Consider the following 23,829-nt stretch of genomic DNA (forward strand, 5'->3'; position numbering starts at 1 on the left):
TAAGCCCCGACAATGCTGGTCTCCCGTGAAATCACCGTCCCCGTGCGCCCCAAGTTGACGTGGGAAGAAACCTGGCAGGGCCCCGATCAAGGACTGATCCGCTGCTGGGAAATCGGCCGTGAGCGCGCGCAGAAGATGCCCGAGCTGGCCGAGCAATGCCGCGCCGGCGAACTGCCGGTGCTGGGCTGGAAAGGCGGCGTGGCCCGCGCGTTGAAGAAGAAGGAGAAATACGGCGCGCTGAAATACCTGGCCCAGTGGCAGGGCCTGCGTGGCGAGGACCTGCAGGTGCAGGCCGATCGCGAGACCACCCTGACCTGCAGCCGCACGGGCATGATGGTGACCTTCACGCCGGACCGCGGCAAATACCTCAACCAAATGGCCGACAACGACGATTAACCCGTAGCAGCTGCCGAAGGCTGCGTCCCCCGCCCACGCACAAAATCTTGAAATTAGGCGTGAGTTGGGGACGCAGCCTACGGCAGCTGCTACAGGATCGCAATAAATTCGGTTTTTTGCGAAGTAATTAGCAATCCACTGCCGTGCAACAATCAGTATCATTCTCGCTCCACCCGTCTGGATTCACGCCCATGTCCACCCACGCCTCCCCCGACCGCGCCGCGCTGATTTCGGCGCGCATCGACCGCCTGCCCGCCGTGGCGACGTTGTGGAAGCTGGTGGCGCTACTATCGATTGGCGGCTTCTTCGAGCTGTACGACCTGTTCCAGACCGCCTACATCAGCCCCGGCCTGATCCGCGACGGCATCTTCGCCGCCGGCAACCAGGGCGTGTTCGGCCTGTCCGACCAGGCGGCGTTCGCCTCGGCGACCTTCCTCGGCCTGTTTTTCGGCGCCAGCCTGCTCAGCCCCATCGCCGACCGCTTCGGCCGCCGGGCCATCTTCACCTTCGCGCTGGTCTGGTACACCCTGGCCACCGTGGTCATGGGCCTGCAGAGCAGCGCGCTGGGCTTGATCGTCTGCCGCTTCTTCGTCGGCATCGGCCTGGGCATCGAGCTGGTGACCATCGACGCCTACCTGTCCGAACTGGTGCCCAAGCGCATGCGCAGCTCGGCGTTTGCCTTCGCCTTTTTCGTGCAGTTCCTGTCGGTGCCAGCCGTGGCGCTGATGTCCTGGTGGCTGGTGCCCCAGGCGCCGCTGGGGTTTTCGGGCTGGCGCTGGGTGGTGCTGGCCAGCGCGCTGTTCGCGCTGATCATCTGGTGGCTGCGCTCGCGGCTGCCCGAGTCGCCGCGCTGGCTGGCCCAGCACGGGCGCTTCGACGAGGCCGAGGCGATCCTGGCGCCTATCGAGGCGCGCTGCCAGCGCGACCACGGCCAGCCGTTGCCCACGCCGCATCTGGAAGCGGTGCCGGTGGAAGCCCAGGGCCATTTCCGCGACATCTGGCAGCCGCCCTACCGCCGCCGGGCGCTGATGCTGATCGTCTTCAACATCTTCCAGGCCATCGGGTTCTTCGGCTTCGGCAACTGGCTGCCTGCGCTGCTGTCGGGCCAGGGCGTCAGCGTCACCCACAGCCTGGGCTATGCCTTCGTCATCACCCTGGCCTACCCGCTGGGGCCGCTGCTGTTCGTGCGCATCGCCAACCGTTTCGAGAACAAATGGCAGATCGTCGGTTCGGCGCTGGGCACCATGCTGTTCGGCACCTTGTTCGCGTTCCAGACCAGCGCCGTGGGGCTGATCGTCTGCGGGGTGATGATCACTTTCTGCAACGCCTGGCTGACCTTCAGCTACCACTCGTACCAGAGCGAGATGTTCCCCACCCACATTCGCGCGCGTGCCGTGGGCTTCTGCTACTCGTTCAGCCGCCTGTCCACGGTGTTCAGCAGCCTGATGATCGGCTTTTTCCTGGAGCATTTCGGCACGCCGGGGGTGCTGGCGTTCATTGTCAGCAGCATGCTGATCGTGACGCTGACCATCGGCGGCTTCGGGCCCAGGACCCGCAACCTGGCGCTGGAAAACATCGCTCACTAAAGCGCCCGTGGGAGCTGGCTTGCCAGCGAGCTGTTCAGGCCCAAAAAGCTCGCTGGCAAGCCAGCTCCCACAAAGACAGTTGCTGCTACGCTTGCTGCACGACCACGTTCAGGGAGTGAGGGTGATGACCGACCTGCATGATCTGCCGGCAGCGCAGCTGCTGACCATGTTCGCCAGCAAGACGCTGTCGCCGCTGGAGTATTACCAGCATCTGGTGGATCACATCGGTCGCTGGGAACCACACATCAACGCGCTGTGGAATTTCGACCCGCAGGGCGTGATGGAACAGGCCCGCGGCGCCACCGAGCGCTGGGCCCGGGGGTTGCCGCGCGGGCCGCTGGACGGTGTGCCGGTGACCCTCAAGGAATTGATCGCCACCCAAGGCCAGCCCATTCCCCTGGGCAGCGCCGCCACCGTGCTGCAACCCGCCGCCCAGGATGCGCCCCCCGCAGCGCGGCTGCGCGAAGCCGGGGCGATCGTGCTGGGCAAGACCACGGTGCCGGACTTCGGCATGCTGTCGTCCGGGCTGTCGAGCTTCCATGGCGTCACCCGCAACCCCTGGAACCTGGCCAACAACACCGGTGGTTCCAGCTCCGGCGCCGCCGCTGCGGCGGCCGCCGGCTATGGCCCGTTGCACGTGGGCACCGACATAGGCGGCTCGATCCGCCTGCCGGCCGGCTGGTGCGGGCTGGTGGGGTTCAAGCCGACCCTGGGGCGTATCCCCATCGACCCTTACTACACCGGCCGCTGCGCCGGGCCCATGACCCGTAGCCTGGACGACTGCGCCCTGTTGATGCGCTACCTGTCGCTGCCCGACAGCCGCGACGCCACCAGCCTGGCGCCCCAGGCGCTGGACTGGAAACTGGCGCCGCCGTCGATGCGTGGCCTGCGCGTGGGGGTGCTGCTTGACCCTGGCGTGGGCTTCACGCCGTCGGCGCGCACCTGCGCGCTGGTGGAGGCCGCCGCCAAGCACTTCCAGGCCCACGGCGCACGCCTGCAAACCGTGGCGCCACTGATGGACCGTACGTTGCTGGACGGCATGGACCGTTTCTGGCGCGCACGGCAATGGGCCGAGCTGAGCGCCATGGGCAGCGCGCAGTTCGAAAAGGTGCTGCCTTATATACGCGAGTGGGCCGCCCCCGCCGCCGACTTCACCGCCGTGCAGGCGGTGCAGGGCTTCAACCAGACCTTCGAGATGCGCCGCCGCGCCGCTGCGGTGTTCGACGAGGTGGACCTGCTGCTGTGCCCCACCAACCAGGTCGAGGCCTTCCCCGCCGACTGGCCGTCACCGGGCAACGACCCGCAGCAGCCGTTCGAGCACATCGTGTTTACCTTGCCGTGGAACATGGGCGAGCAGCCGGCGCTGTCGATCAACTGCGGCTTTACCGAGCACGGCATGCCCGTGGGCCTGCAGCTGGTAGGGCCACGCTTCGCCGATGAATGGCTGCTGCAGATGGGCAAGTGGTACGAAGGCGTGCGCGGCGAGATGCCGGCCTGGCCGACTGCTCCCCACGCCTGAACACCCTGCCTCCGTAGCCGCTGCCGCCAGGCTGCGCTGGCCCCTGAGTACACTGGAGATCCCCAGCGTCATTGAGGGCCAGCGCAGCCTGCGGCAGCGGCTACGGAATGTGTGGTGTCAGTGCAGCTGCAGGGTGGAGTTGATCTGGCTGATCGCGTCCACCACGTGGCGCGAGCCTTCCTGGATTTCCAGGATCACCTCGCCCGCCTCGTTGGCCAGCTCCACGCCCAGGCCGGTGCGGCTGAGGCTCGACTGCATGCTGGCCACCGCGCTCAGGGACAGGTCATGGTTCTGCCGCACTACGTCGACGATTTCCACCGTGGCCTGGCTAGTGCGCGCCGCCAGGCTGCGCACCTCGTCGGCCACCACCGCAAACCCGCGGCCATGCTCGCCGGCGCGCGCCGCCTCGATGGCAGCGTTGAGCGCCAGCAGGTTGGTCTGGTCGGCGATGCCACGGATGGTCTGCACGATCTTGCCGATGTTCTCCGACTGGCGGTTCACCGCATCGATGCTGCGCGCCGCCTCGTTGAGGTCGTTGGAGATTTCCTTGATCACGTCCACCGTCTGGCGCACCACGCTCGAGCCCTTCTGCGCGCAGGCGTCGTTCTGCACCGACGTGGCGTGGGCGGCTTCGGCGGCGGATTGCTGGGTGTTGATCTGCGCGGTGATGTCGCTGGCGAACTTCACCACTTTATACAGGCGGCCGTGGGGGTCGAAGATCGGGTTGTAGGACGCTTCGAGGAAGACCACGCGGCCGTGCTTGTCCACCCGTTCGAAGCGGTGCGAGTGGTACTCACCACGGTTGAGCGAGGCCCAGAACGCCTTGTAGTTCGGCGATTCGGCTTCGGTGCGGGTGCAGAACATGCTGTGGTGCTGGCCGATCACCTCGCTCAGCGAATAGTGCAAGGCCTGGAGGAAATTGTCGTTGGCGGTGAGCACGCGGCCGTCGGGGCTGAATTCGATCACCGCCATGGAGCGGCCGATGGCCTTGAGCTTGCTTTCGCTTTCATGTTCCAGGTGCGCGCGGTCGGAAATGTCGGCCGCCACCTTGATCACGCTGCGCACCTCGCGGTTGGGGCCCAGCACCGGCATGTAGCTGGCCTCCAGCCACACCTCGCGGCCGCTCTTGTCCAGCCGCTCGAAAGTGCCGCTCAGGGGCTCGCCGCTCTGGAGGGTCTGCCACATGCGCTGGTATTCCTCGCTCTTGTGGAAGCCATCGGCGCAGAACAGCCGGTGGTGCTTGCCGCGAATCTCTTCGACGCTGTAGCCCATGGTCTTGCAGAAGTTGCTGTTGGCATCGAGGATCAGGCCCTCGGGGGTGAACTCGATCATGGCCATGGACCGGCTGATGGCAGCCAGGCGCGCGTTGACATGCTCCAGTTCGGCGGTCAGGCGCGCGATTTCCGCCACATCGGCCTTGCGGTGGGAGTCAAACATGGTTCGAAGACCTCAAGCGTCCGGTTACTTTTGAAAACCCAATGGTTAAATGCAGAAGCAACGCACTTCGGGGCACGACGAATGGAATGGGGGCGTGAAGCAAGGCTGGCGCGACATTCCCTGTGCTTTCTTCCCTGACAAGGCAACTCCCGGTTCACCTGCTGAGCATAGCCAGCAAGTGTGGGGTTGCAAGCAAAGCGCCATTAGCGGTGCGCGCCCCCCGGACGCGGCCTGGCGGCCGCTGCTACGGTCAGCTTTCGCGCACCACCAGTTCAAACCCCAGGTCCTGGGTAGGCAGGGTCATCGGCTTGCCATCCAGCAGCCCCAGCAGCAGGTGCGCCGCCTGGCGGCCGATGGCGGCGCGCGGGGTGCGGATGGAGGTAAGGCGCGGCACCAGGTGCGCCGAGGCTGGCAGGTCGTTGAAGCCGACCATGGCCACCTGTTCGGGAATCTTCAGGCCCTGGCGCGAGGCTTCGAGGATGGCGCCCTGGGCCAGGTCGTCGTTGCAGAAGAAGATGCCGTCGACGTCCGGGTGGCGGCGCAGCAGGTCATTGAACAGCTCGCCGCCCAGGCCGATGGACGACGGCGCCGGCGCCATCAGTTGCAGCGCCGGGTCGAAACAGCCGGCGGCCTGCAGGGTCTGGCGGAAGCCGTCGCCGCGCTGCAGCACCCGTGGGTCGAGCTGCGCGGCCACGTAGGCCAGGCGCTTGCGCCCGCGGCTGAGCAGGTGGCGCGCCGCCACGGCGCCCGCCTGCTCCTGGGAAAAGCCCACCGAGGTGATGCCGGGCGTGGCGTCCAGCTCCATCATGTGCACGCAGGGCACCCCGCTGGTGGCGAGCATGCGCCGCGCGGCCTCGGTGCGCTCGAAACCGGTCAGCAACAGGCCCCGTGGCTGGTAGGCCAGGTAGTTGCGGATCAGGTTTTCTTCTTCATGGATGTCGTAGTGGGAGTTGCCGATCAGCACTTCCAGGCCCCGGGGGCGCATCACGTCGTGGATGGCTTCCAGGGTGTCGATGAACAGCTGGTTGGACAGCGACGGAATCAGCACCACGATGGACTGGCTCTGCGCCGACGCCAGCGCGCGGGCGGCAGGGTTGGCCACGTAGCCCAGTTGCAGGGCGGCTTCGTGGACCTTGATGGCCAGTTCCGGGGCGACGGTGGGCACCCCCCGCAACGCGCGGGAAGCGGTAATCGGGGAAACGCCGGACAGCCGTGCGACTTCGGAAAGCGTCGGGCGACCGGTAGTACGAGAGCCGGTGCGGGTCATGGGTCTTATTGTTTTCGACTTGCCATTAATAGGGGTGGCGGCTAAGGTAGCGCTGTCTTTAGCACAGGGCAATGATGAAATTATTTCATCGTGTGCAACTCCCCGAGCAAGGGCTGCTCAAAACATATCAATAAGATCAGGGTGCAGTAGCCGCCGGGGTAGCCTTACAAGGATCCCCTGCACGCGCTGTTCCTGCAGGAGATACCGATGGTTTTCCCTCTTTCCGCGATCGTGGTGATGGGTGTTGCGGGCTGCGGCAAGAGCAGCGTCGGCGATGCTATCTGTCACCGTAGCGGAGGTCGCCTGATTGAAGGTGACGTGTTCCACCCTGCCGCCAATATCGAAAAAATGTCCGCTGGTATCCCCCTCAACGACGACGACCGTGCCGGCTGGCTGACCCGCCTCGGCGAGGAAATGAGTGCGTGCGTGGCCAGTGGCGAACGCGCCATCCTGACCTGTTCGGCGCTCAAGCTGGCCTACCGTGACAAGTTGCGCGCTGCCGTGCCCAACCTGGGCTTCGTGTTCCTGGAACTGACCCGCGAGGAAGCAGCTGACCGCGTTTCCCACCGCCCCGGCCATTTCATGCCGGCCAGCCTGATCGACAGCCAGTTCGCCACCCTGGAATCGCCCAAGGGCGAAGTGCTGACCCTGCCCCTGGACGCGACGCTGCCCATCGCCACCCTGGCAGACAAGGTCGACGCCTGGCTGCACAACCAAGACGCATCGCTGTCGCAATCGGCCTGATTCATGAGCCCGCACAAGACAGCGCTATCCCAACTAGAATTGCACCGACCACAACAAGAAGAGGCATACCCCGATGCTGGGTCTACCGACTAACACCTACTTGCTGCTCGACGCCCTGATCACGATCATCGGCCTGGTGCTGCTGATCACCAAGTTCAAGGTTCACCCGTTCGTGGCGCTGACCATCGCCGCTGGTTTCCTGGGCCTGACCTCCGGCATGCCGGTGGCCAAGGTGATGAAATCCTTCCAGGACGGCTTCGGCGGCGTGCTCGGCTTCGTCGGCATCGTGCTGGCGTTGGGCACCATGCTCGGCAAGCTGATGGCCGACTCGGGCGGCGCCGACCAGATCGCGCAAACGTTGATCCGTGCCTTCGGCAAGCGCAACGTGCACTGGGCCATGATGTGCTCGGCGTTCCTGGTGGGCATCCCGCTGTTCTTCGAGATCGGCTTCGTGCTGCTGATTCCGCTGGTGTTCATCGTCGCCCGCCGTTCCGGCGTGTCGCTGGTGAAAATCGGCATTCCGCTGCTGGCCGGCCTGTCCGTGGTCCACGGCCTGGTGCCGCCGCACCCGGGCCCGCTGCTGGCCATCGGGGTGTTCAAGGCTGACATCGGCAAGACCATCTTCTACGGCCTGATCGTCGGCCTGCCGACTGCCATCATCGCCGGCCCGCTGTTCGGCAGCTTCATCTCCAAGTACGTGCCGGGCAACCCGTCGACCGAGCTGATGGACCAGATCGCCAAGGAATCCCAGCACGAGAACCTGCCCAGCTTCAGCGTGACCCTGATCACCGTGCTGCTGCCGGTGTTCCTGATGCTGCTGAAGACCTTCGCCGACGTGTTCGTGCCGGCTGACCACATCTTCCGCCAGTGGATGGACCTGATCGGCCACCCGATCACCGCCCTGCTGGCCGCCCTGCTGCTGGCCTTCTACACCTTCGGTTTTGCCCGTGGCTTCGACCGCGCCAAGATCATGAAGCTGCTGGACCAGAGCCTGGCACCGACCGCCGCGATCATCCTGATCGTGGGCGCCGGTGGTGGCTTCAAGCAGATGCTGGTGGACACCGGCGTGGGCAACGTGATTGGTGAAATGGCCGTGCAGGCCCACGTCTCGCCGATCCTACTGGCTTGGCTGGTGGCGGCGGTGATCCGTATCGCCACCGGTTCCGCCACCGTGGCCACCATCACCGGCGCCGGCATCGTCGCCCCGGTGGTGGACCTGATCCCGGGCGTGCCGCGCGAGCTGCTGGTGCTGGCCGCCGGTGCCGGTTCGGTGATCCTGTCGCACGTCAACGACGCCGGTTTCTGGCTGGTGAAGCAGTACTTCAACATGACCGTGGCTGAAACCTTCAAGACCTGGAGCATGATGGAAACCATCCTCTCGGTGGTTGCCCTGATCTTTATCATGTTGCTGTCGCTGGTAGTGTAAACCCGACCCTGTAGCCGCTGCCTGGGGCAGCGGCTACAGGGCTTCAGCAAAACGCAGCGCCCGCTGGGCAAAGTCCCCCAGCCGATCGAAGTTCACGTTCGCCCCCGAATCGATCGCCACCAGCACCTGCCCGCGCACCCCGCGCGCGGCCACGTAGCGCTTGATGCCCGCCACCGCCAACGCCCCCGATGGCTCGGTGATGGAACGCGTGTCGTCATAGATATCCTTGATCGCCGCGCCCAGTTCGTCATTGCTCACCGTGATCACCTCGTCCACCCAACGCCGGCAGATGTCGTAGCAATGGGCCCCCACCTGCGCCACCGCCACGCCGTCGGCAAAGGTATCGACCTGGCCCAGCACCACCCGCTCCCCCGCCGCCAGCGCTGCCTGCAGGCAGTTCGAGCCCTCTGACTCGACGCCGATGACGCGGATCTGCGGCCGCAGGTATTTGACGTAGGCGGCGATGCCGGCCAGCAGCCCGCCACCGCCCACCGGCACGAAAATGGCGTCCAGGCCCTCGGGGTGCTGGCGCAGGATCTCCAGGGCCACGGTGCCCTGGCCGGCGATCACGTCGGGGTCGTCGAAGGGCGCGACGAAGGTCATGCCGCCCTTGGCCAGTTCCAGCGCATGGGCCAGGGCCTCGGGGAACGCAGCGCCGTGCAGCACGGCGTGGCCACCGCGCGACAGCACGCCATCGATCTTCAGCTGCGGCGTGGTCTGCGGCATCACGATGGTCGCGGCGATGCCCAGCTCCCGCGCCGCCAACGCCACGCCCTGGGCATGGTTGCCGGCCGAGGCGGTGACCACGCCGGCGGCACGCTCGGCCGGGCTCAGCTGCGCCAGCTTGTTGCTGGCGCCGCGGATCTTGAAGGAATAGGTGGGCTGCAGGTCTTCACGCTTGAGCAGGACCTGGTTGCCCAGGCGCAGGGACAGCGCCGGCGCCACCTGCAAGGGGGTGACGATGGCCAGGTCGTAGACCTTGGCTTCCAGGGTCTTGCGGGCGTAGTAGGCGAGCTGGGCGGTATCGGTGTCGGTGTCACTCATGGGGCGTCTCCGGTGCAGTACTCGGAGCCCTGGTGACGTTCACTTGAAACCCGCCACGAGGGCGGGTTGGGTGCAGCTGCTAGCCCGCCAGATGAGGAATGGCGGTAATAATAATGCTCATGGCTGGCAGCGACAGGAAGGTGTTCATGCCCAGAACATACGCCGCCTGGCCCGGCGCCGTCAACCGCCCGTCGGCAGTGGGGCACCTTGTTCATCCGGCAATGGCCCAAAGCCTGTACCGCTCATGAAAAGGAGACTGTTCATGACTACTGCACGCTGGGCCGCCCTGGCCCTGACCACCCTGCTCAGCGCCGGCGCCTTCGCCGATGACAGCACCGGCCCCGTGAACCCTGCCAACCCCAACGGCGCCATTGGCACTACGCCAGCGGAAATCGGCGTGCCCAGCGGCACCGGCACGCGCATGCAGAACGGCAACACCGACGGCTCGGCCGGCCCCGACATGCCCGCCGGCAGCCAGCCGATCAAACCGATCGGCGGCAACCCCGAGGGCAGCTCCATGGGCAACAGCAACACCAAGCCCGACAGCCCTTCAGGCACCACCAGCAAGCCGTGACTTGCGGCGGGCCGGCGGGTTAGATTCCGCATTCCCCTTCGGCCCGCACAGGACTTTCGCATGGACATGCCCGTTCGCATTCTGGGACGCGACACTTCGATCAACGTACGCAAGGTCCTGTGGACCTGCCACGAGCTGGGCATCGGTTTCATTCGCGAAGACTACGGCAACGGCTTTGCCTCCACCCACACCCCCGACTACCTGCGGCTGAACCCCAACGCCCAGGTGCCGGTGCTGGTGGAGGACGACTTCGTGCTGTGGGAATCCAACAGCATCTGCCGCTACCTGGCAGGCAAACAGGGCGCGCCGTTGCTGCCCGTGGAGCGCCGCGCGCGGGCGCGGGTGGAACAGTGGATGGACTGGCAGGCCACGGAGCTGAACCCGGCATGGCGCTACCCGTTCACCGCACTGGTTCGCCAGGACCCAGCGTATCAGGACCCGCAAAAACTGGCTGACGGCACGGCCGAGTGGAACCGGGTAATGGCCATTCTCGACGCGCAGTTGGCGCGCACCGGCGCGTTTGTCACCGGCGAGCATTTCAGCCTGGCGGACGTGGTGCTGGGCCTGTCGGTGAACCGCTGGAAAATGACGCCCATCGAGCACGCCGCCTTGCCAGCAGTAGAAGCCTACTACCTGCGCCTGCAGGAACGCGAAGGGTTCCGCCTATACGGCGCCAACGGCATGCCGTAATCACGCCCCCCGTAGCAGCGGCCGCAGGCCGCGTCCGGGGTCACCCCAAAACTATCGCCGAACGCAATTCGCCAAACAACGTCACCACCGACCGCAACGCCCGGCAATCAGGCCGCGTCAGCATCCACAACGCGCTGTCATGCCCCGCCAACGGTGCACCCAGCACCGTCAGGTCACCGATCAGGAACTGCGGCAACACCGCCACCCCCATCCCCGCCCGCACCATCTGCGCCACCGCCAGCATGGAGCTGGCCCGGTACAGCGGCGTCACCCCGGGCAGGTGTTCGCGGCGCCAGGCTACCCCGGGGTGGTCGGGAATGAAGTCATCGGCGGCCACCCAGTTCATCAACGCCAGGTCACGGGTGGCCAGCCCGGCCAGGTAGGCGGCGCTGGCACACACCTGGTACTGCACCGTGCCCAGGCGGCTACCCACCAGGTGTTCGGGCGGCGCCTGGGTCAGGCGCAGGGCGATGTCGGCGTCGCGGCGGCTCAAGTTGGCGAAGTCATTGCTGGTGGTCAGCTCCAGTGCCAGCGCCGGGTAGCGCGGCATGAAGGTCGCCAGGGCCGGCAACAGCAGGTGCTGCAGCACCGCGTCGGTGCAGGTCAGGCGCACCGTGCCACTGACCACCTCGCCGCCCTGCTCCACGCTGACCTGGGCCACCTGCAGCGCCTGTTCAGCCTGCTCGGCCTGGGCCGCGAGGCTCACCGCCAGCGCCGTGGGCAGGTAGCCGCCGCGGCTTTTCTCGAACAGCGACTGGCCCAGCGCCGACTCCAGCCGGCGGGTCGAGCGGAACACCGTCGACACGTCCACGCCCAGCAAACGTGAGGCCCGCGCCAGCGAACGGCCACGTACCAGGGCAAGGATCAGGTCAAGGTCGTGATGACTGAGGCGATATTGCATGAATGCACGGATACTTTGCCGAAATGCCAATATTGATTGCGCGGGTGCCAGCTTATAGTGGCCCTACTTGCACCGGCAAGGACCCACTGAAGGAACAGCCTCATGCCCCGCTCGCGCCCGCTGCACATCGCCCTGGTCGGCGACTTCGACGCCTCGATCACCGCCCACCGCGCCATCCAGGCCGCCCTGCCACTGGCGGGCCGCGCCCTGGGCATCAGCGTGGAGGCGCGCTGCCTGGCCACCGACCAGGTCACCGCCGCCAGCCTCGACCAGCCCTTCGACGCCATCTGGTGCATGCCCGGCAGCCCCTACCGCTCGCTGGAAGGCGCACTCACCGCCATCCGCCACGCCCGCGAACAGCGCATCCCCTTCCTGGGCACCTGCGCCGGCTTCCAACACGCGCTGCTGGAATACGCCCGCAATGTGCTGGGCTGGGCCGACGCCGAGCACGGCGAAAGCTTCCCCGACGCCGCCCGCGCCATCATCAGCCCGCTCAGCTGCTCGCTGGTGGAAAAACGCGGTGGCCTGCACCTGACGCCCGGCAGCCTGATCGCCCAGGCATACGAGCAGTTGGACATCGAAGAAGGCTACCACTGCAACTATGGCCTCAACCCGGCCTTCGCCGACGCGCTGTTCGCAGGCCCCCTGCGCCCTTGCGCCCATGACGCCGCCGGCGATGTGCGCGCCGTGCAACTGGAAGGCCACCCGTTCTTCGTCGCCACCCTGTTCCAGCCCGAGCGCGCCGCCCTGGAAGGCCGCGTGCCGCCGCTGCTGACCGCCCTGCTGCACGCCGCCAACCGGAGCGCCTGAGCATGTTCGCCAACACCCCGAAACCGCCCTATTACGCGGTGATCTTCACCTCCACCCGCACCGACGTCGACGCCGGCTACGGCGAAGCAGCCCAGCGCATGGTCGAGCTCGCCAGCGACCAGCCAGGCTTCCTCGGCGTGGAATCGGCGCGCGGCGAGGACGGCCTGGGCATCACCGTGTCGTATTGGCAGAGTGAAGCCGCGATCCTTGCGTGGAAGCAGCACGCCGAACACACCGACGCCCGCGCTACCGGGCGGGCGCAGTGGTACCAGCACTTCATCACGCGGGTGGCCCATGTGCAGCGGGCGTACGCGTTTGATCGCGAAGGGTAATTTCATTCAATACCTGTGCCCGGCCAGCGCCATAAGGTGTGGGTGAATCCACTCGCAATCAGGTACTGCCCATGCAACTCGCCCTGTCCATGGCCGGCTTCGCGCTGGCGGCATCCATCAGCCCCGGCCCGGTGAATATCGTTGCCCTCAATGCCGGCGCCAGGCATGGCCTGCCCGCCAGCCTGGCACACGTCGCCGGCGCGACCCTGGGGTTCATCCTGTTGTTGCTGCTATGCGGCTTCGGCCTGCATGAACTGCTGGCCTGGTATCCTCGCCTGACGCGGGCCATCCAGTGGGCCGGGGTGTTGTTCCTGCTCTACCTGGCGTGGCGCCTGGCCGTGGACAACGGCCAGCTGGGCAATGCGGGCCGGGGGCGCCCACCGTCACTGCTGGGCGGCGCGGCGATGCAATGGCTGAACCCCAAGGCGTGGCTGGCCTGCGTGGCGGGCATGGGCGCGTTTGCCGCCAATGGCGACAGTGGCCGGATCTGGCTGTTTGCGGCGATCTATTTTGTGGTGTGCTTTTTGTCCATCGGCTGCTGGGCCTGGGCCGGTAGCCTGGTGCGCGGGCACTTGCAGCACGCGGCAGGGGTGCGTTTGTTCAACCGGGTGTTGGCGGCTTTACTGATCGGCTGCGCCGCTTACCTGGTGGCGGGCTGACCACGGTAATGGCCGGGGGTGGCCGCCAGTTGGCGCTTGAACAAGCGCTGCAGGTGGGCCTGGTCGGCAAAGCCTGCCAGTTGCGCGGCCTCGGCGATGTCGCCACCTTGGCGCAGGCAGGCACGGGCCGCCTGCAACCGGCAGTCCATCAACCAGGCGTGGGGCGTCATGCTGTAGCGTTGCTTGAACGCCCGAATCAGGTAGGACGGTGACAGCTGCACAGTCGCGCAGATCTCTTCGAGCTTCAACGGCCGCGCGCACTCGTCGCGGATAAATGCCGCGGCTCTCGCCAGCGGGTCTGCGACGCAGGGCTGCAGCGGGCGCGTGCCAACGACCCGCATAAGCTCAAGAAACCACTCACGCGCCGCCGCCTCCTTGGCCTGCGCACTGACAGTGGCGTTCAACAGCGACTCGCACAAGCCATCGAGCCCTTCGAACAGTCGTGGATCGTGACTATGCTGCTGCGCCAAAGGCTGCAACACCACCCCATCCCCCAGTCCACCTGCCCCCTGCAAGGCAGCCAGCCACACGACGTCGACGAACACCATGCGGTAGGCCCATGGCCGGTCATCCACCGGGTTACAGGCATGCACCTCGCCCGGGTTCATCAGCACCAGGTCACCCCGTCCTACCCGTCGCACATGGGTGCCGTTCACGTAGGTGCTGGTGCCGCCGGTGATCGCACCGACGGAAAAAGTGTCGTGGGCGTGCAGGCCATGACTGATGGCACGGCCATCCACCACGTCGCGCGCCTCGATGAACGGCAGCGCGGGGTCACGCCAGAATCGGGAGGTGCGCGGCAGCATGCTGTACTCCTGTCAGGGCATTACCGGTGGCACATACTGCAACGTCGTCCCCAACGCCCACAACAGCACCAGCACCAGCGGCACATGCACCAGCAACTGCACGAAGCTGAAGCCGATCAGGTCGCGCGCCTTCAGGCCCAGCACGCCCAGCAGTGGCAGCATGTAGAAGGGGTTGATGAGGTTGGGCAGCGCCTCGGCGGCGTTGTAGATCTGCACGGCCCAGCCCAGGTGGTATTTGAGGTCGTTGGCCACCTGCATCACGTACGGCGCCTCGATGATCCACTTGCCGCCGCCCGAGGGGATGAAGAAGCCCAGCACCGCCGAGTACACGCCCATCAGCAGCGCGTAGGTGTCGTGGGAGGCGATCTGCACGAAGAAGGTGGAGATGTGCTGGGCCAGGGTCTGGCCTTCGCCGCCCTTTACCGTGGTGAGGATGGCGGCGATAGAGCCGTACAGCGGGAACTGGATCAGCACGCCGGTGGTGGTGGGCACCGCGCGGGCCACGGCGTCGAGGAAGCTGCGCGGGCGCCAGTGCAGCAGCGCGCCGAGCATGATGAACAGGAAGTTGTAGGTGTTTAGCCCGGAAATGGCGGTGATCGCCGGCTTGGTCGAGAACTCGTGGTACAGCCAGCCGGCCGCCAGCGCTACCAGCAGCAAGGTCAGCACCGGGCTGTGTTCCAGCCACTCGCCGGGGCGGCTGCGTTGGGCCTGGGGCGGCAGGTTGAAGCTGGGGTCGATGCCGCAGGCCTTGGCGTCGCGGGCGCTGTTGGGGCCCGGCGCGGTGGCGTAGGCGATGACCAGCGACACCAGCACCAGCACGGCCAGCATCAGCCCGGACTGCCAGAGGAAGATGGTCTGGGTGAAGGGAATGACGCCGGTGATGGCGAGGATCGACGGCGGCAAGCTGGCCGGGTTGGCCTGCAATTGCGCAGCTGACGACGACAGGCCCAGTGCCCAGACGGCGCCCAGGCCCAGGTAGGCGGCGGCACCGGCGGCGCGGTAGTCCATTTTCAGGTCGGTGCGGCGCGCCAAGGCGCGTACCAGCAAGCCGCCGAACACCAGCGACAGGCCCCAGTTGAGCAGCGAGGCGACCATGGAAATCAGCGCCACCCAGGCCACGGCCGAGCGGCCATTGCGCGGCAGGCGCGCCAGGCGGTCGATGAGTTTCACCGCAGGCGGCGAACTGGCCACCACGTAGCCGCCGATGACCACGAAGGCCATCTGCATGGTGAAGGGGATCAGGCTCCAGAAGCCGTCGCCAAAGGCGGTGGCAGTGTCGTTGGGCTTGGCGCCCATGGCCATGGCCGCGAGCGCCACGACGATCACCGCCACGGCGGCGAACACCCAGGAATCGGGGAACCAGCGCTCGGCCCAGTTGGAGCAACGCAGGGCAAACCGCGCGTAGCGGCTCTCTTCAATGTCTACGGACATGGGGTACTACCTTTTATTGTCTTTATTTTTGGATGCTGCAAAGCACTGTAGCCGCTGCCGCAGGCTGCGCTGGCCCCTGAGGTCGCTGAATGTCTTCAGTGAACTCAAAGGCCAGCGCAGCCTGCAGCAGCGGCTACGGGAGCGCGGTGTGGCTTAGAAGGTCATCTCGATCACATCATCCGGCACGATCAGCTTGCCGGCGGTCTTGGCGATAATTTCCTCGACGCTGATGCCCGGCGCGCGCTCGCGCAGGATGAACGCGCCGTTCTCGATCTCCAGGTACGCAAGGTCGGTCAGCACCTTGCGAATGCAGCCCGCGCCGGTCAGCGGCAGGCTGCACTGGGGCAGCAGCTTGGACTCGCCGTCCTTGGAGGCGTGGGTCATGGTGACGATGATGTTGTCGGCGCCGGCCACCAGGTCCATGGCGCCGCCCATGCCTTTCACCAGCTTGCCGGGGATCATCCACGAAGCGATGTTGCCCTGCACGTCCACCTCGAAGGCGCCCAGCACGGTAAGGTCGACGTGGCCGCCACGAATCATCGCGAAGGATTCCGCCGAGTTGAAAATGGACGCACCCGCCCGGGCGGTGACGGTCTGCTTGCCGGCGTTGATCATGTCGGCGTCGATGGTTGCCTCGGTCGGAAACTCGCCCATGCCCAGCAGGCCGTTTTCCGATTGCAGCATCACGTCGATGTCGTCGGGGACGTAGTTGGCCACCAGGGTCGGAATGCCGATGCCCAGGTTCACGTAGTAGCCATCCTTGAGTTCGCGGGCCACACGCTGGGCCATTTGTTCGCGGGTCAGTGCCATGTGCTAAACCTCTTGTTGTTCTGGGCCGGGCCTCAGGCCTTGACGGTGCGCTTTTCGATGCGTTTTTCGAAGGTGCCGAGAATCACCCGGTCGACGTAGATGCCGGGGGTGTGGATCTGGCTGGGCGGCAACTCGCCAGGGGCGACGATTTCCTCGACCTCGACCACGGTAATCTTGCCGGCGGCAGCGGCCAGCGGGTTGAAATTCTGCGCGGTGTGGCGGTAGATGACGTTGCCGAAGTGGTCGGCCTTCCAGCCCTTGACGATGGCGAAGTCGCCGGTGATGGCCTCTTCAAGAATGTACTTGCGGCCGTTGAACTCGCGCACTTCCTTGCCATCGGCCACCGGGGTGCCGTAGCCGGTGGCGGTGTAGAACGCCGGGATGCCAGCACCGCCGGCGCGCATTTTTTCCGCCAGGGTGCCTTGGGGGGTGAGTTCCACTTCCAGCTCGCCGTCCAGCAGCTGGCGTTCGAACAGGGCGTTCTCGCCCACGTACGAGGCGATCATCTTGCGGATCTGCCGGTCTTCCAGCAGCACGCCCAGGCCAAAGCCATCGACGCCGCAGTTGTTGGACACCACGGTCAGCCCGCGCACGCCCATGCGCTTGATCTGCGCAATAAGGTTCTCGGGAATGCCGCACAGGCCGAAGCCGCCGGACAATACCGTCATGTTGTCGGTGAGGCCGGCGAGGGCCTCTTCCCAGGTTGCTACTCGCTTGTCGAGCCCAGCCATATCGATCCGCCTTGTTTTAATTATTGGACTAACGCCAGCTTAGCCCAGGAGCGTGTTTGGCCCATCTTCTCGCCAACGGAGTTATTTGTTAATTTTGTTTTTCTGATGGATTGATTGAGTTTACAAAACAATGAACATCAAGCAGCTTCGCGCGTTCCTAGCCGTGGCCCAGGCCTTGAGCTTCGCCCAGGCCGGCGAGCGGCTGCACCTGTCGCAGCCGGCCCTGAGCCTGACCATCAAGGGCCTGGAGGAAGACCTGGGCGGTGCGCTGTTGATCCGCACCACGCGCAGCGTAGCCCTGACCCCCGAGGGCGAGACCCTGCTGCCCCTGGCGCGGCAGCTGCTGGCCGACTGGGACAACGCCGAGGAATTGCTGCGCCAGCACTTCACCCTGCAGACCGGCAAGGTCTCGATCGCGGCCATGCCCTCCTTCGCCGGCAACCGCCTGCCTGCGGCGCTGAAGACCTTCCGCGACCGCCACCCGCGGGTGAACGTGGCCGTGCACGACGTGATCAACGAGCAGGTGCTGGAAATGGTGCGCCACCGCCGCGTGGAGCTGGGCATCGGCTTCGAGCCCGAGTCCACCAGCTCGCTGGTGTTCACGCCGTTCTACCTGGACCGCTTCGTCGCGGTGGTGGCGGCCGATTCGCCCCTGGCCCAGCGAGACAAGCTCAGCTGGAGCGAGCTGTTGCAGGAGGACTTCGTCACCCTGCAACGCCCTTCGGCGGTGCGCCTGATGCTGGAGCAGGACCTGGCCGATACCCATGGCAAGCTGTCTGTAGCCTTCGAAAGCCACCAACTGAGCACCGTCGGCCGCATGGTTGCCAGCGGCCTGGGGGTGAGCGCGGTGCCGTCGCTGTGCATCGAACAGATGGAGGAACTGGGCGCGCGTTGCGTGGCCCTGGATGAGCCGCGCATCGAGCGGCGCATCGGCCTGATGCGCCTGGCCGACCACAAGCTGTCGGCGGCGGCGCAGGCGTTGCAGGAGGTGCTGATCGAAACGTCCGCCCAATACCAATCCACGCCATGACGGCTCCCACACGGATACCGCGGTGCTCCCGGACGCAGCCTCCGTAGCAGCGGCCGCCAGGCCGCGTCCGCGAGCACCGTCCATCGACAGGCATACCGCGTAAGGACGCCGCCTGCGGCAGCTGCTACAAGGTGGGGGTGGTTTGGGGGATCAGGGGCAGGTCTTCTGCGACGCTGTACTGGCGGGGCAGGTTGACGGGGTGGTAGTCGCCGCTTTCCAGGCGCTGCAGGACTGAGCGGTGCAGCACCGCGCCCTCGGCGATGTAGCGCGGCCGCGGCTGGCCGAACGGCGGCATGCTGCCGATGGTGAACACGTGCTTGTGCAGCGTGTAGCTCCAGGCCCGGCGTGGCAACCACTCGGCCAGCGGCCATGGCCAGGTCATGGAGTCGTGCAACTGCCCGGGGCCGCCGGCGTCCAGCAGTTGCAGCTCGCGGGCGCAGCCGTCGGGGTCCAGCGCCAGGCCCAGGGCCCGCGCCTCGCCGAGCATCCAGCGCAAGGCCAGCAACGCCGGGCCCGATTCGTCCACGGCGTAGCCACCGCCCACGTCGCTGTGTACCCCGGCGAACCACACCTGGCGCACGTCGGTGCCCTGCCCCGGGCGCTTCTGCCACAGGTTGGGGCGGAAGAAACAACGGCGCTCGTCGATGGACAGCGCATGACGGACGTTCTCCACCATGGCGTTGCTGGCGGTGTACGGCAGCACCAGTGGGTCGTAGATCCAGCCCTCGGACTTGACCGTGTCGAACAACCCCAGCAGGTGCACCTTCACCGGCCGGCCAAAGGTGGCCTTGAACGCGTCCTGCAGCTTGAAGTCCGGCTGCTTGTCGCTGTTGCGCGCCTGCAACATGGCCCAGGCATAGTCGAACAGATGTGCCTCGTGGCCGCGCACCAGGCCCACGGCGTCGATCAGCGCCGCCAGCGCGCGCACGGCGTAGGCGCCCCGGGAAAAGCCGAACAGGTAGAGCTGGTCGCCGTCGCGATAATGCCGGGCGAGAAAGCGATAGGCGCCGCCCACGGTCTCCTTCAGGCCCCAGCCGAACGCCAGGCCGCACAGCCGCGAGGGCAGTTTCTGCCACTCGAACAGCGTCTCGCGCAGGCCGAAGGTGCCCACGCCCTGGTCGTAATAGGACATGACCCGGGCGGGATCATCGGACAGGCAGCGGATCATCCGCAGTATATTGGTAGGTTGCAGGCTGAAGCGGTTGTTGGTGCCGTCCAGGCAGACCACGAGCTGTCGACCCATGCCGTTTCCTTGTGTTGAATGTTATTTCCCTAGCGTCGTCAGACTATAAGCCATCCATGTTTCAGGGAGTAGCCATGCGCCATCATCGACTCGCAGACACCTCGGTTTCCATCATCGGCCAGGGCACCTGGCGCATGGGCGAAGACCCCGGCGCCAGGCGCCAGGAGGTCGCCGCCCTGCAACTGGGCATCGACCTGGGCATGAGCCTGATCGACACGGCTGAAATGTACGGCGAAGGCGGCGCCGAACAGGTCGTGGGCCAAGCCATCGCCGGGCGCCGCGAGCAGGTGTTCCTGGTCAGCAAGGTATACCCGCACAACGCCAGCCGCAGCGGCGTGGCGGCTGCCTGCGAGCGCAGCCTCAAGCGCCTGGGCACCGAGCACATCGACCTGTACCTGCTGCACTGGCGCGGCCAGTACCCGCTGGCGGAAACCGTGGAAGCCTTCGAACGCCTGTGCGAACAGGGCAAGATCGGCCGCTGGGGCGTGTCCAATTTCGACGTCGACGACCTGGAAGAGCTGGACGACGAGCGCTGCGCCACCAACCAGGTGCTGTACAACCCCGAGGCCCGTGGCATCGAATTCGACCTGCTGCCCTGGAGCCAGGCCCGCAGCCTGCCGACCATGGCCTACTGCCCCATCGCCCAGGGCGGCAAGCTGCTGCGCCATGCGGCGTTGCAGGCCATCGCCGACAAACATGGCATCACCGCGGCCCAGGCCTGCCTGGCATGGGTGCTGCGCGAGGACGGGGTGCTTGCCATTCCCAAGGCCGTGCACCCCGACCATGTGCGGCAGAATGCAGCGGCGGCCGCTATCCAACTGGATGATGAAGACCTCAAACAGCTGGATCTGGCCTGCCCGCCCCCCAAGCGCAAGCAGCATCTTGCAATGGTTTGACGGCGAAATTTCCCTGCTGGCGGTCGGCCAGCGCGCTTTTCAAAGGCCGGCCCGCTGGCGGATAATGCGCCCCCATTGCACCCAGTCGCAGGCTCTGCATGGGCTCACCGTTCGAGGAAATATGGTTTCTGTCACCGTCACCGCCAAACAGCTGGAAGTCACCCGCATCGTCGACGTGCTGTCGCGCGCCATCGCCCAGCAACGCCTGCGCCCCGGCACGCGGCTGGTAGAGGCGCAGATCGTCGAGACCCTGCAGGCCAACCGCAACCACGTGCAGGTGGCCTTGCAGCGCCTGGCCATGCAGCACATCGTCACCATCGAGACCAACCGCGGCGCCATCGTCTCGCAGCCTTCTGCCCAGGAAGCACGGGAAGTGTTCGCCGCCCGTCGCGCCATCGAGCGCGCCATCGTCGAGGCCATCACCCCCGACGCCCTGGCCGCCAACGCCGACACCATCGCCGCGCAAATGCAAGCCGAACACCAGGCCTCGGCCAGCGGCGACCGCCGCGAGACCGTGCGCGTGCGCAGCGAATTCCACCTGATGCTGGCCGACCTGTGCGGCAATCGTTTGCTGCGTGAAATGCTCGGCAACCTGATCGTGCGCAGCTCGCTGATCGTCTCGCTGTACCAGCGCCTGGAAACCTCCTCCTGCCGCTGCGACGACCACCAGGCCATCCTCGATGCCCTGCAGTCGGGCAACAGCGACAACGCCATCCGCGCCACGCTGGACCACCTGGTCGACCTGGAAGGCCAACTGGACCTGGATGAACAGAGCGCGCCGGATGTGAACCTACGTGAAGCACTGGCTGACCTCTGAACCGTAGCAGCGGCCGCAAGGCCGCGTCACAGGCACCGCGGTAAAGCCCGCCTGACGCAGCCTGCGGCAGCTGCTACGGGGCCAGGATGGCCGCCAGGCGCGCCGCCTCGGTTTGCAGGCACGCGGTAAACGCCTCCACCAGCACCGACGCCGGGCGGTACTGGGGCTGGATCAGGCTGACGCTGAACGGCGCCGCCACCGCCAGCGGCCGCAGCACCAGGCCGCGGGCCGCCTCGTCCAGCGCGGTCAGCGGGTTGACGATGGCCACCCCCAGCCCCTGGCGCACCATGGCGCACACCGAGGCGGCGGTGCTGGTCTCGATCACCCCGTGGCGCTGCACATTGGCGCGGCGGAACTGTTCGTCGAGCATCTTGCGGTACAGGTCCAGCCCGGACAGGTTGATGAACGCCTGGCCGTCGAAATCGCTCAGTTCCAGGCGCGCCTTCGCCGCCAGCCCATGGCCGGCCGGCAGCACCGCCACCATTTCCGCGCAAAACAGTTCGAAGCCCCGGGTGCCACGTGGCGGGTGGCGGCTTTCGATCAGGCCCAGGTCATAGCGTTGGCCACTGAGCGACTCTTCCAGCGCCGGTGATTCCTGGGCGGTGATGCTCACCGCCACGCCGGGGTACTGGCGGCTGAACGCCAGGCACGCTGCTGGCAGCAGCACCTGGGCGAACATCGGCAGACAGGTGATGTTCAACTGGCCCTGGTCGAACCGGCGGATCGACTCGGCGACGCTGGCGATCTGTTCCAGCCCGACGTAGGCGCGCTGCACTTCCTCGAACAGCATCAGGCCCTGGGCCGTGGGCGTCAGCCGGCCGCGCTCGCGCACGAACAACGGCATGCCCAGCAGGCTTTCCAGCCGCGCCAGCTCGCGGCTGACGGTGGGCTGGGAGCTGAACAGCAGCTGCGCGGCGCCGGTGACGCTGCCGGCGTTCATCACCGCGCGGAACACTTCGATATGACGCAGGGATATGTCCATTGCAAAGACTCGAAATCAAACCCAAGCCATATCAGAACTGAATGGACAGAGAAAAAACAGATATTTTATTGAATAGAGATAATTGCGCATGATGGCCACCTTTCCCCTTCACGGCCACACCACCATGTTCGATCGCATCCTGCCCCTCGTTCAGCAACACGCCACGCCTTTCTGGACCTACGACGCCGCCATCATCCGCCAGCGCATCAGCCAGCTGCAGGGCTTCGACGTGATCCGCTTCGCCCAGAAGGCCTGCTCCAACGTGCACATCCTCAAGCTGATGCGCGAACAGGGCGTGCAGGTGGACGCGGTGTCGCTGGGCGAGATCGAGCGTGCGCTGCTGGCCGGCTACAGCCCCCAGGGCGAGCCGGCGGGCGTGGTGTTCACCTGCGACTTGCTGGACCGCGCCACCCTGGCGCGCATCATCGAGCTGGACGTGGAGGTCAACTGCGGCTCCATCGACATGCTGCGCCAACTGGGCCAGCAGCACCCCGGCCACCGCGTGTGGATCCGCCTGAACCCTGGCTTCGGCCACGGCCACAGCCAGAAGACCAACACCGGCGGCGAGAACAGCAAGCACGGCGTGTGGCACAGCCAGCTGTGCGAAGCCCTGGCCGTGGTGCGCCAGTACGACCTGCAACTGGTGGGCCTGCACATGCACATCGGCTCGGGCGTGGACTACGCGCACCTGGAAGAAGTGTGCACGGCCATGGCCGACGCGGTGATCGGCATGGGCCACGACCTGGAGGCCATTTCGGCCGGCGGCGGCCTGTCGGTGCCCTACAAGGATGACCAGCAGCCGGTGGACACCGAGCGCTACGCCGCCATCTGGGACGCCGCCCGCCAGCGCGTGGCCGCCCACCTGGGCCACCCGGTGCGCCTGGAAATCGAGCCGGGGCGTTTCCTGGTGGCCGAGTCCGGCACCCTGGTGACCGAAGTGCGCGCCATCAAGGACATGGGCAGCCAGCATTTCGTGCTGGTGGACGCCGGCTTCAATGACCTGATGCGCCCGTCCATGTACGGCAGCTACCACGGTTTCACCCTGCTGGACCGCGACGGCCAGCCGCGCACCGGCGAGCTGCGCCCCACCGTGGTGGCCGGCCCGCTGTGCGAGTCCGGCGACGTCTTCACCCAGCACGAAGGCGGCCTGGTGGCCCCGCGCCCTTTGCCGCGCGCCGAGGTCGGCGACCTGCTGGTGATCCACACCACTGGCGCCTACGGCGCGTCGATGTCGTCGAACTACAACAGCCGCCCGCTGATTCCCGAGGTGCTGCTGGACGGTGACAAGGTACAGCTGATTCGCCGTCGCCAGACGCTGCAGGAATTGTTCGCCCTTGAACTTGGTGCGTAACACGTCTTCCTGACAAAAAACCGCGCCGCCTGCATCGCGACTAAAGTCGGCTCCTACCACGGACAGCGTAGGAGCCGACTTTAGTCGCGATGCAGACGACGCAATATGCGGGTACGGCGCGTTTGGCCAGCAAATATGAAACTTCCCTCATGATCGCCACCCACTATTGTCGGGAGCAAACCCCAAGCGTATGCTGCGCGCGTTTTCAATCACCGCGGAGACCCCACGTGGGCACTTGTTCGAGCGACAGTAGTCGGCCGGTCATCGATACCGGCATTTTCTCGGCGAGATAACGCGCAGCTTCCCTGCCGTGTCTCGCCCTGACGCGAGAGACGGCAATACTGCCG

Annotated in this window: 23 protein-coding genes and 2 pseudogenes; 14 read left to right on the forward strand and 11 right to left on the reverse strand. The window is 66.2% G+C overall.

All coding sequences use genetic code 11. The features are described from left to right. The first annotated feature begins 12 nt into the window (after positions 1-12). The 3 genes from AC0J42_RS21655 to AC0J42_RS21665 all read left to right on the forward strand — a co-directional run bounded on the left by AC0J42_RS21655 (position 13) and on the right by AC0J42_RS21665 (position 3,501). A complete protein-coding gene (locus AC0J42_RS21655; RefSeq protein ID WP_416425727.1) occupies positions 13-396 on the forward strand; it encodes a hypothetical protein in 384 nt (127 codons plus the stop codon). A gap of 191 nt (positions 397-587) precedes the next feature. After that, on the forward strand, positions 588-1,982 hold the full coding sequence (locus AC0J42_RS21660) for an MFS transporter (protein WP_473003723.1): 1,395 nt from the start codon (positions 588-590) through the stop codon (positions 1,980-1,982). Positions 1,983-2,106: 124 nt separating this feature from the next. Further along, positions 2,107-3,501: an amidase gene (locus tag AC0J42_RS21665; protein ID WP_473003726.1), complete on the forward strand. Its 1,395-nt coding sequence runs from the start codon at positions 2,107-2,109 to the stop codon at positions 3,499-3,501. A gap of 117 nt (positions 3,502-3,618) precedes the next feature. On the opposite strand, the pseudogene AC0J42_RS21670 reads toward AC0J42_RS21665, so the two are convergent. The 3 genes and pseudogenes from AC0J42_RS21670 to gntR all read right to left on the reverse strand — a co-directional run. Continuing rightward, positions 3,619-3,981 (reverse strand): annotated as a pseudogene (locus AC0J42_RS21670) (methyl-accepting chemotaxis protein); the annotation flags it as partial. A 222-nt stretch (positions 3,982-4,203) separates the two neighbouring features. Then, positions 4,204-4,938, reverse strand: a pseudogene (locus AC0J42_RS21675) (PAS domain-containing protein); the annotation flags it as partial. 250 nt (positions 4,939-5,188) lie between these two features. After that, positions 5,189-6,205, reverse strand: a complete 1,017-nt coding sequence (gene gntR / locus AC0J42_RS21680; protein ID WP_416425730.1) for an HTH-type transcriptional regulator GntR — start codon at positions 6,203-6,205, stop codon at positions 5,189-5,191. A gap of 207 nt (positions 6,206-6,412) precedes the next feature. Between gntR and AC0J42_RS21685 the strand changes: the two genes are divergently transcribed. Continuing rightward, positions 6,413-6,949 carry a gluconokinase gene (locus AC0J42_RS21685; RefSeq protein WP_473003728.1) on the forward strand — a complete coding sequence of 179 codons (537 nt, stop codon included), beginning with the start codon at positions 6,413-6,415 and terminating at the stop codon, positions 6,947-6,949. Positions 6,950-7,022: 73 nt separating this feature from the next. Next, positions 7,023-8,375 (forward strand): GntP family permease, encoded by a 1,353-nt coding sequence (locus AC0J42_RS21690; protein WP_416425732.1) that lies wholly within the window; start codon positions 7,023-7,025, stop codon positions 8,373-8,375. A gap of 33 nt (positions 8,376-8,408) precedes the next feature. Here the strand turns inward: AC0J42_RS21690 and ilvA are convergent, their stop codons facing one another. Next, positions 8,409-9,419: a threonine ammonia-lyase, biosynthetic gene (ilvA, locus tag AC0J42_RS21695; RefSeq protein ID WP_473003730.1), complete on the reverse strand. Its 1,011-nt coding sequence runs from the start codon at positions 9,417-9,419 to the stop codon at positions 8,409-8,411. A 262-nt stretch (positions 9,420-9,681) separates the two neighbouring features. On the opposite strand from ilvA, the gene AC0J42_RS21700 reads away from it, so the two are divergent. Both AC0J42_RS21700 and AC0J42_RS21705 read left to right on the forward strand, forming a co-directional pair. Next, positions 9,682-9,993 (forward strand): hypothetical protein, encoded by a 312-nt coding sequence (locus AC0J42_RS21700; RefSeq protein WP_416425734.1) that lies wholly within the window; start codon positions 9,682-9,684, stop codon positions 9,991-9,993. 60 nt (positions 9,994-10,053) lie between these two features. Next, entirely contained in the window at positions 10,054-10,683 is a 630-nt protein-coding gene (locus AC0J42_RS21705; protein ID WP_473003732.1) for a glutathione S-transferase family protein, read from the forward strand. A gap of 40 nt (positions 10,684-10,723) precedes the next feature. Here AC0J42_RS21705 and AC0J42_RS21710 read toward each other — a convergent pair whose 3' ends face one another. Continuing rightward, positions 10,724-11,584: a LysR family transcriptional regulator gene (locus AC0J42_RS21710; RefSeq protein ID WP_473003734.1), complete on the reverse strand. Its 861-nt coding sequence runs from the start codon at positions 11,582-11,584 to the stop codon at positions 10,724-10,726. Between the two features lie 102 nt (positions 11,585-11,686). On the opposite strand from AC0J42_RS21710, the gene AC0J42_RS21715 reads away from it, so the two are divergent. From AC0J42_RS21715 to AC0J42_RS21725, 3 genes are all read left to right on the forward strand, one after another. Next, entirely contained in the window at positions 11,687-12,394 is a 708-nt protein-coding gene (locus AC0J42_RS21715; RefSeq protein ID WP_416425737.1) for a CTP synthase C-terminal region-related (seleno)protein, read from the forward strand. 2 nt (positions 12,395-12,396) lie between these two features. Continuing rightward, entirely contained in the window at positions 12,397-12,726 is a 330-nt protein-coding gene (locus AC0J42_RS21720) for an antibiotic biosynthesis monooxygenase family protein (RefSeq protein ID WP_416425738.1), read from the forward strand. 71 nt (positions 12,727-12,797) lie between these two features. Next, entirely contained in the window at positions 12,798-13,385 is a 588-nt protein-coding gene (locus AC0J42_RS21725; RefSeq protein ID WP_473003736.1) for a LysE family translocator, read from the forward strand. Here AC0J42_RS21725 and AC0J42_RS21730 read toward each other — a convergent pair. The 4 genes from AC0J42_RS21730 to AC0J42_RS21745 all read right to left on the reverse strand — a co-directional run bounded on the left by AC0J42_RS21730 (position 13,367) and on the right by AC0J42_RS21745 (position 17,163). After that, the gene (locus AC0J42_RS21730; protein ID WP_473003738.1) at positions 13,367-14,191 is read right to left on the reverse strand and encodes an AraC family transcriptional regulator; all 825 of its coding nucleotides are present in this window, start codon (positions 14,189-14,191) and stop codon (positions 13,367-13,369) included. The genes AC0J42_RS21725 and AC0J42_RS21730 overlap by 19 nt on opposite strands. 12 nt (positions 14,192-14,203) lie before the next feature. Next, positions 14,204-15,622, reverse strand: coding sequence for a short-chain fatty acid transporter (locus tag AC0J42_RS21735; protein ID WP_416425739.1), 1,419 nt, complete (start codon positions 15,620-15,622; stop codon positions 14,204-14,206). Positions 15,623-15,775: 153 nt separating this feature from the next. Beyond that, positions 15,776-16,432: a CoA transferase subunit B gene (locus tag AC0J42_RS21740; protein WP_416425740.1), complete on the reverse strand. Its 657-nt coding sequence runs from the start codon at positions 16,430-16,432 to the stop codon at positions 15,776-15,778. Positions 16,433-16,464: 32 nt separating this feature from the next. Then, positions 16,465-17,163: a CoA transferase subunit A gene (locus tag AC0J42_RS21745; protein WP_473003740.1), complete on the reverse strand. Its 699-nt coding sequence runs from the start codon at positions 17,161-17,163 to the stop codon at positions 16,465-16,467. A gap of 130 nt (positions 17,164-17,293) precedes the next feature. Between AC0J42_RS21745 and AC0J42_RS21750 the strand changes: the two genes are divergently transcribed. After that, complete coding sequence (locus tag AC0J42_RS21750) at positions 17,294-18,193, forward strand: LysR family transcriptional regulator (RefSeq protein ID WP_473003742.1); 900 nt, start codon at positions 17,294-17,296, stop codon at positions 18,191-18,193. A gap of 124 nt (positions 18,194-18,317) precedes the next feature. Here AC0J42_RS21750 and AC0J42_RS21755 read toward each other — a convergent pair whose 3' ends face one another. Continuing rightward, complete coding sequence (locus AC0J42_RS21755) at positions 18,318-19,436, reverse strand: DUF2235 domain-containing protein (RefSeq protein WP_473003745.1); 1,119 nt, start codon at positions 19,434-19,436, stop codon at positions 18,318-18,320. A gap of 74 nt (positions 19,437-19,510) precedes the next feature. Here AC0J42_RS21755 and AC0J42_RS21760 point away from each other — a divergent pair, with 74 nt between their 5' ends. Both AC0J42_RS21760 and AC0J42_RS21765 read left to right on the forward strand, forming a co-directional pair. Continuing rightward, a complete protein-coding gene (locus tag AC0J42_RS21760) occupies positions 19,511-20,332 on the forward strand; it encodes an aldo/keto reductase (RefSeq protein WP_473003746.1) in 822 nt (273 codons plus the stop codon). Positions 20,333-20,453: 121 nt separating this feature from the next. Next, positions 20,454-21,149 (forward strand): GntR family transcriptional regulator, encoded by a 696-nt coding sequence (locus AC0J42_RS21765; RefSeq protein WP_416425744.1) that lies wholly within the window; start codon positions 20,454-20,456, stop codon positions 21,147-21,149. A gap of 73 nt (positions 21,150-21,222) precedes the next feature. Here AC0J42_RS21765 and AC0J42_RS21770 read toward each other — a convergent pair whose 3' ends face one another. Further along, entirely contained in the window at positions 21,223-22,131 is a 909-nt protein-coding gene (locus tag AC0J42_RS21770) for a LysR family transcriptional regulator (protein WP_473003748.1), read from the reverse strand. A gap of 124 nt (positions 22,132-22,255) precedes the next feature. Here AC0J42_RS21770 and lysA point away from each other — a divergent pair, with 124 nt between their 5' ends. Beyond that, a complete protein-coding gene (gene lysA, locus AC0J42_RS21775; protein ID WP_473003750.1) occupies positions 22,256-23,482 on the forward strand; it encodes a diaminopimelate decarboxylase in 1,227 nt (408 codons plus the stop codon). Positions 23,483-23,829 lie beyond the last annotated feature (347 nt).

This window comes from Pseudomonas sp. Tav-5-1A (assembly GCF_055755055.1).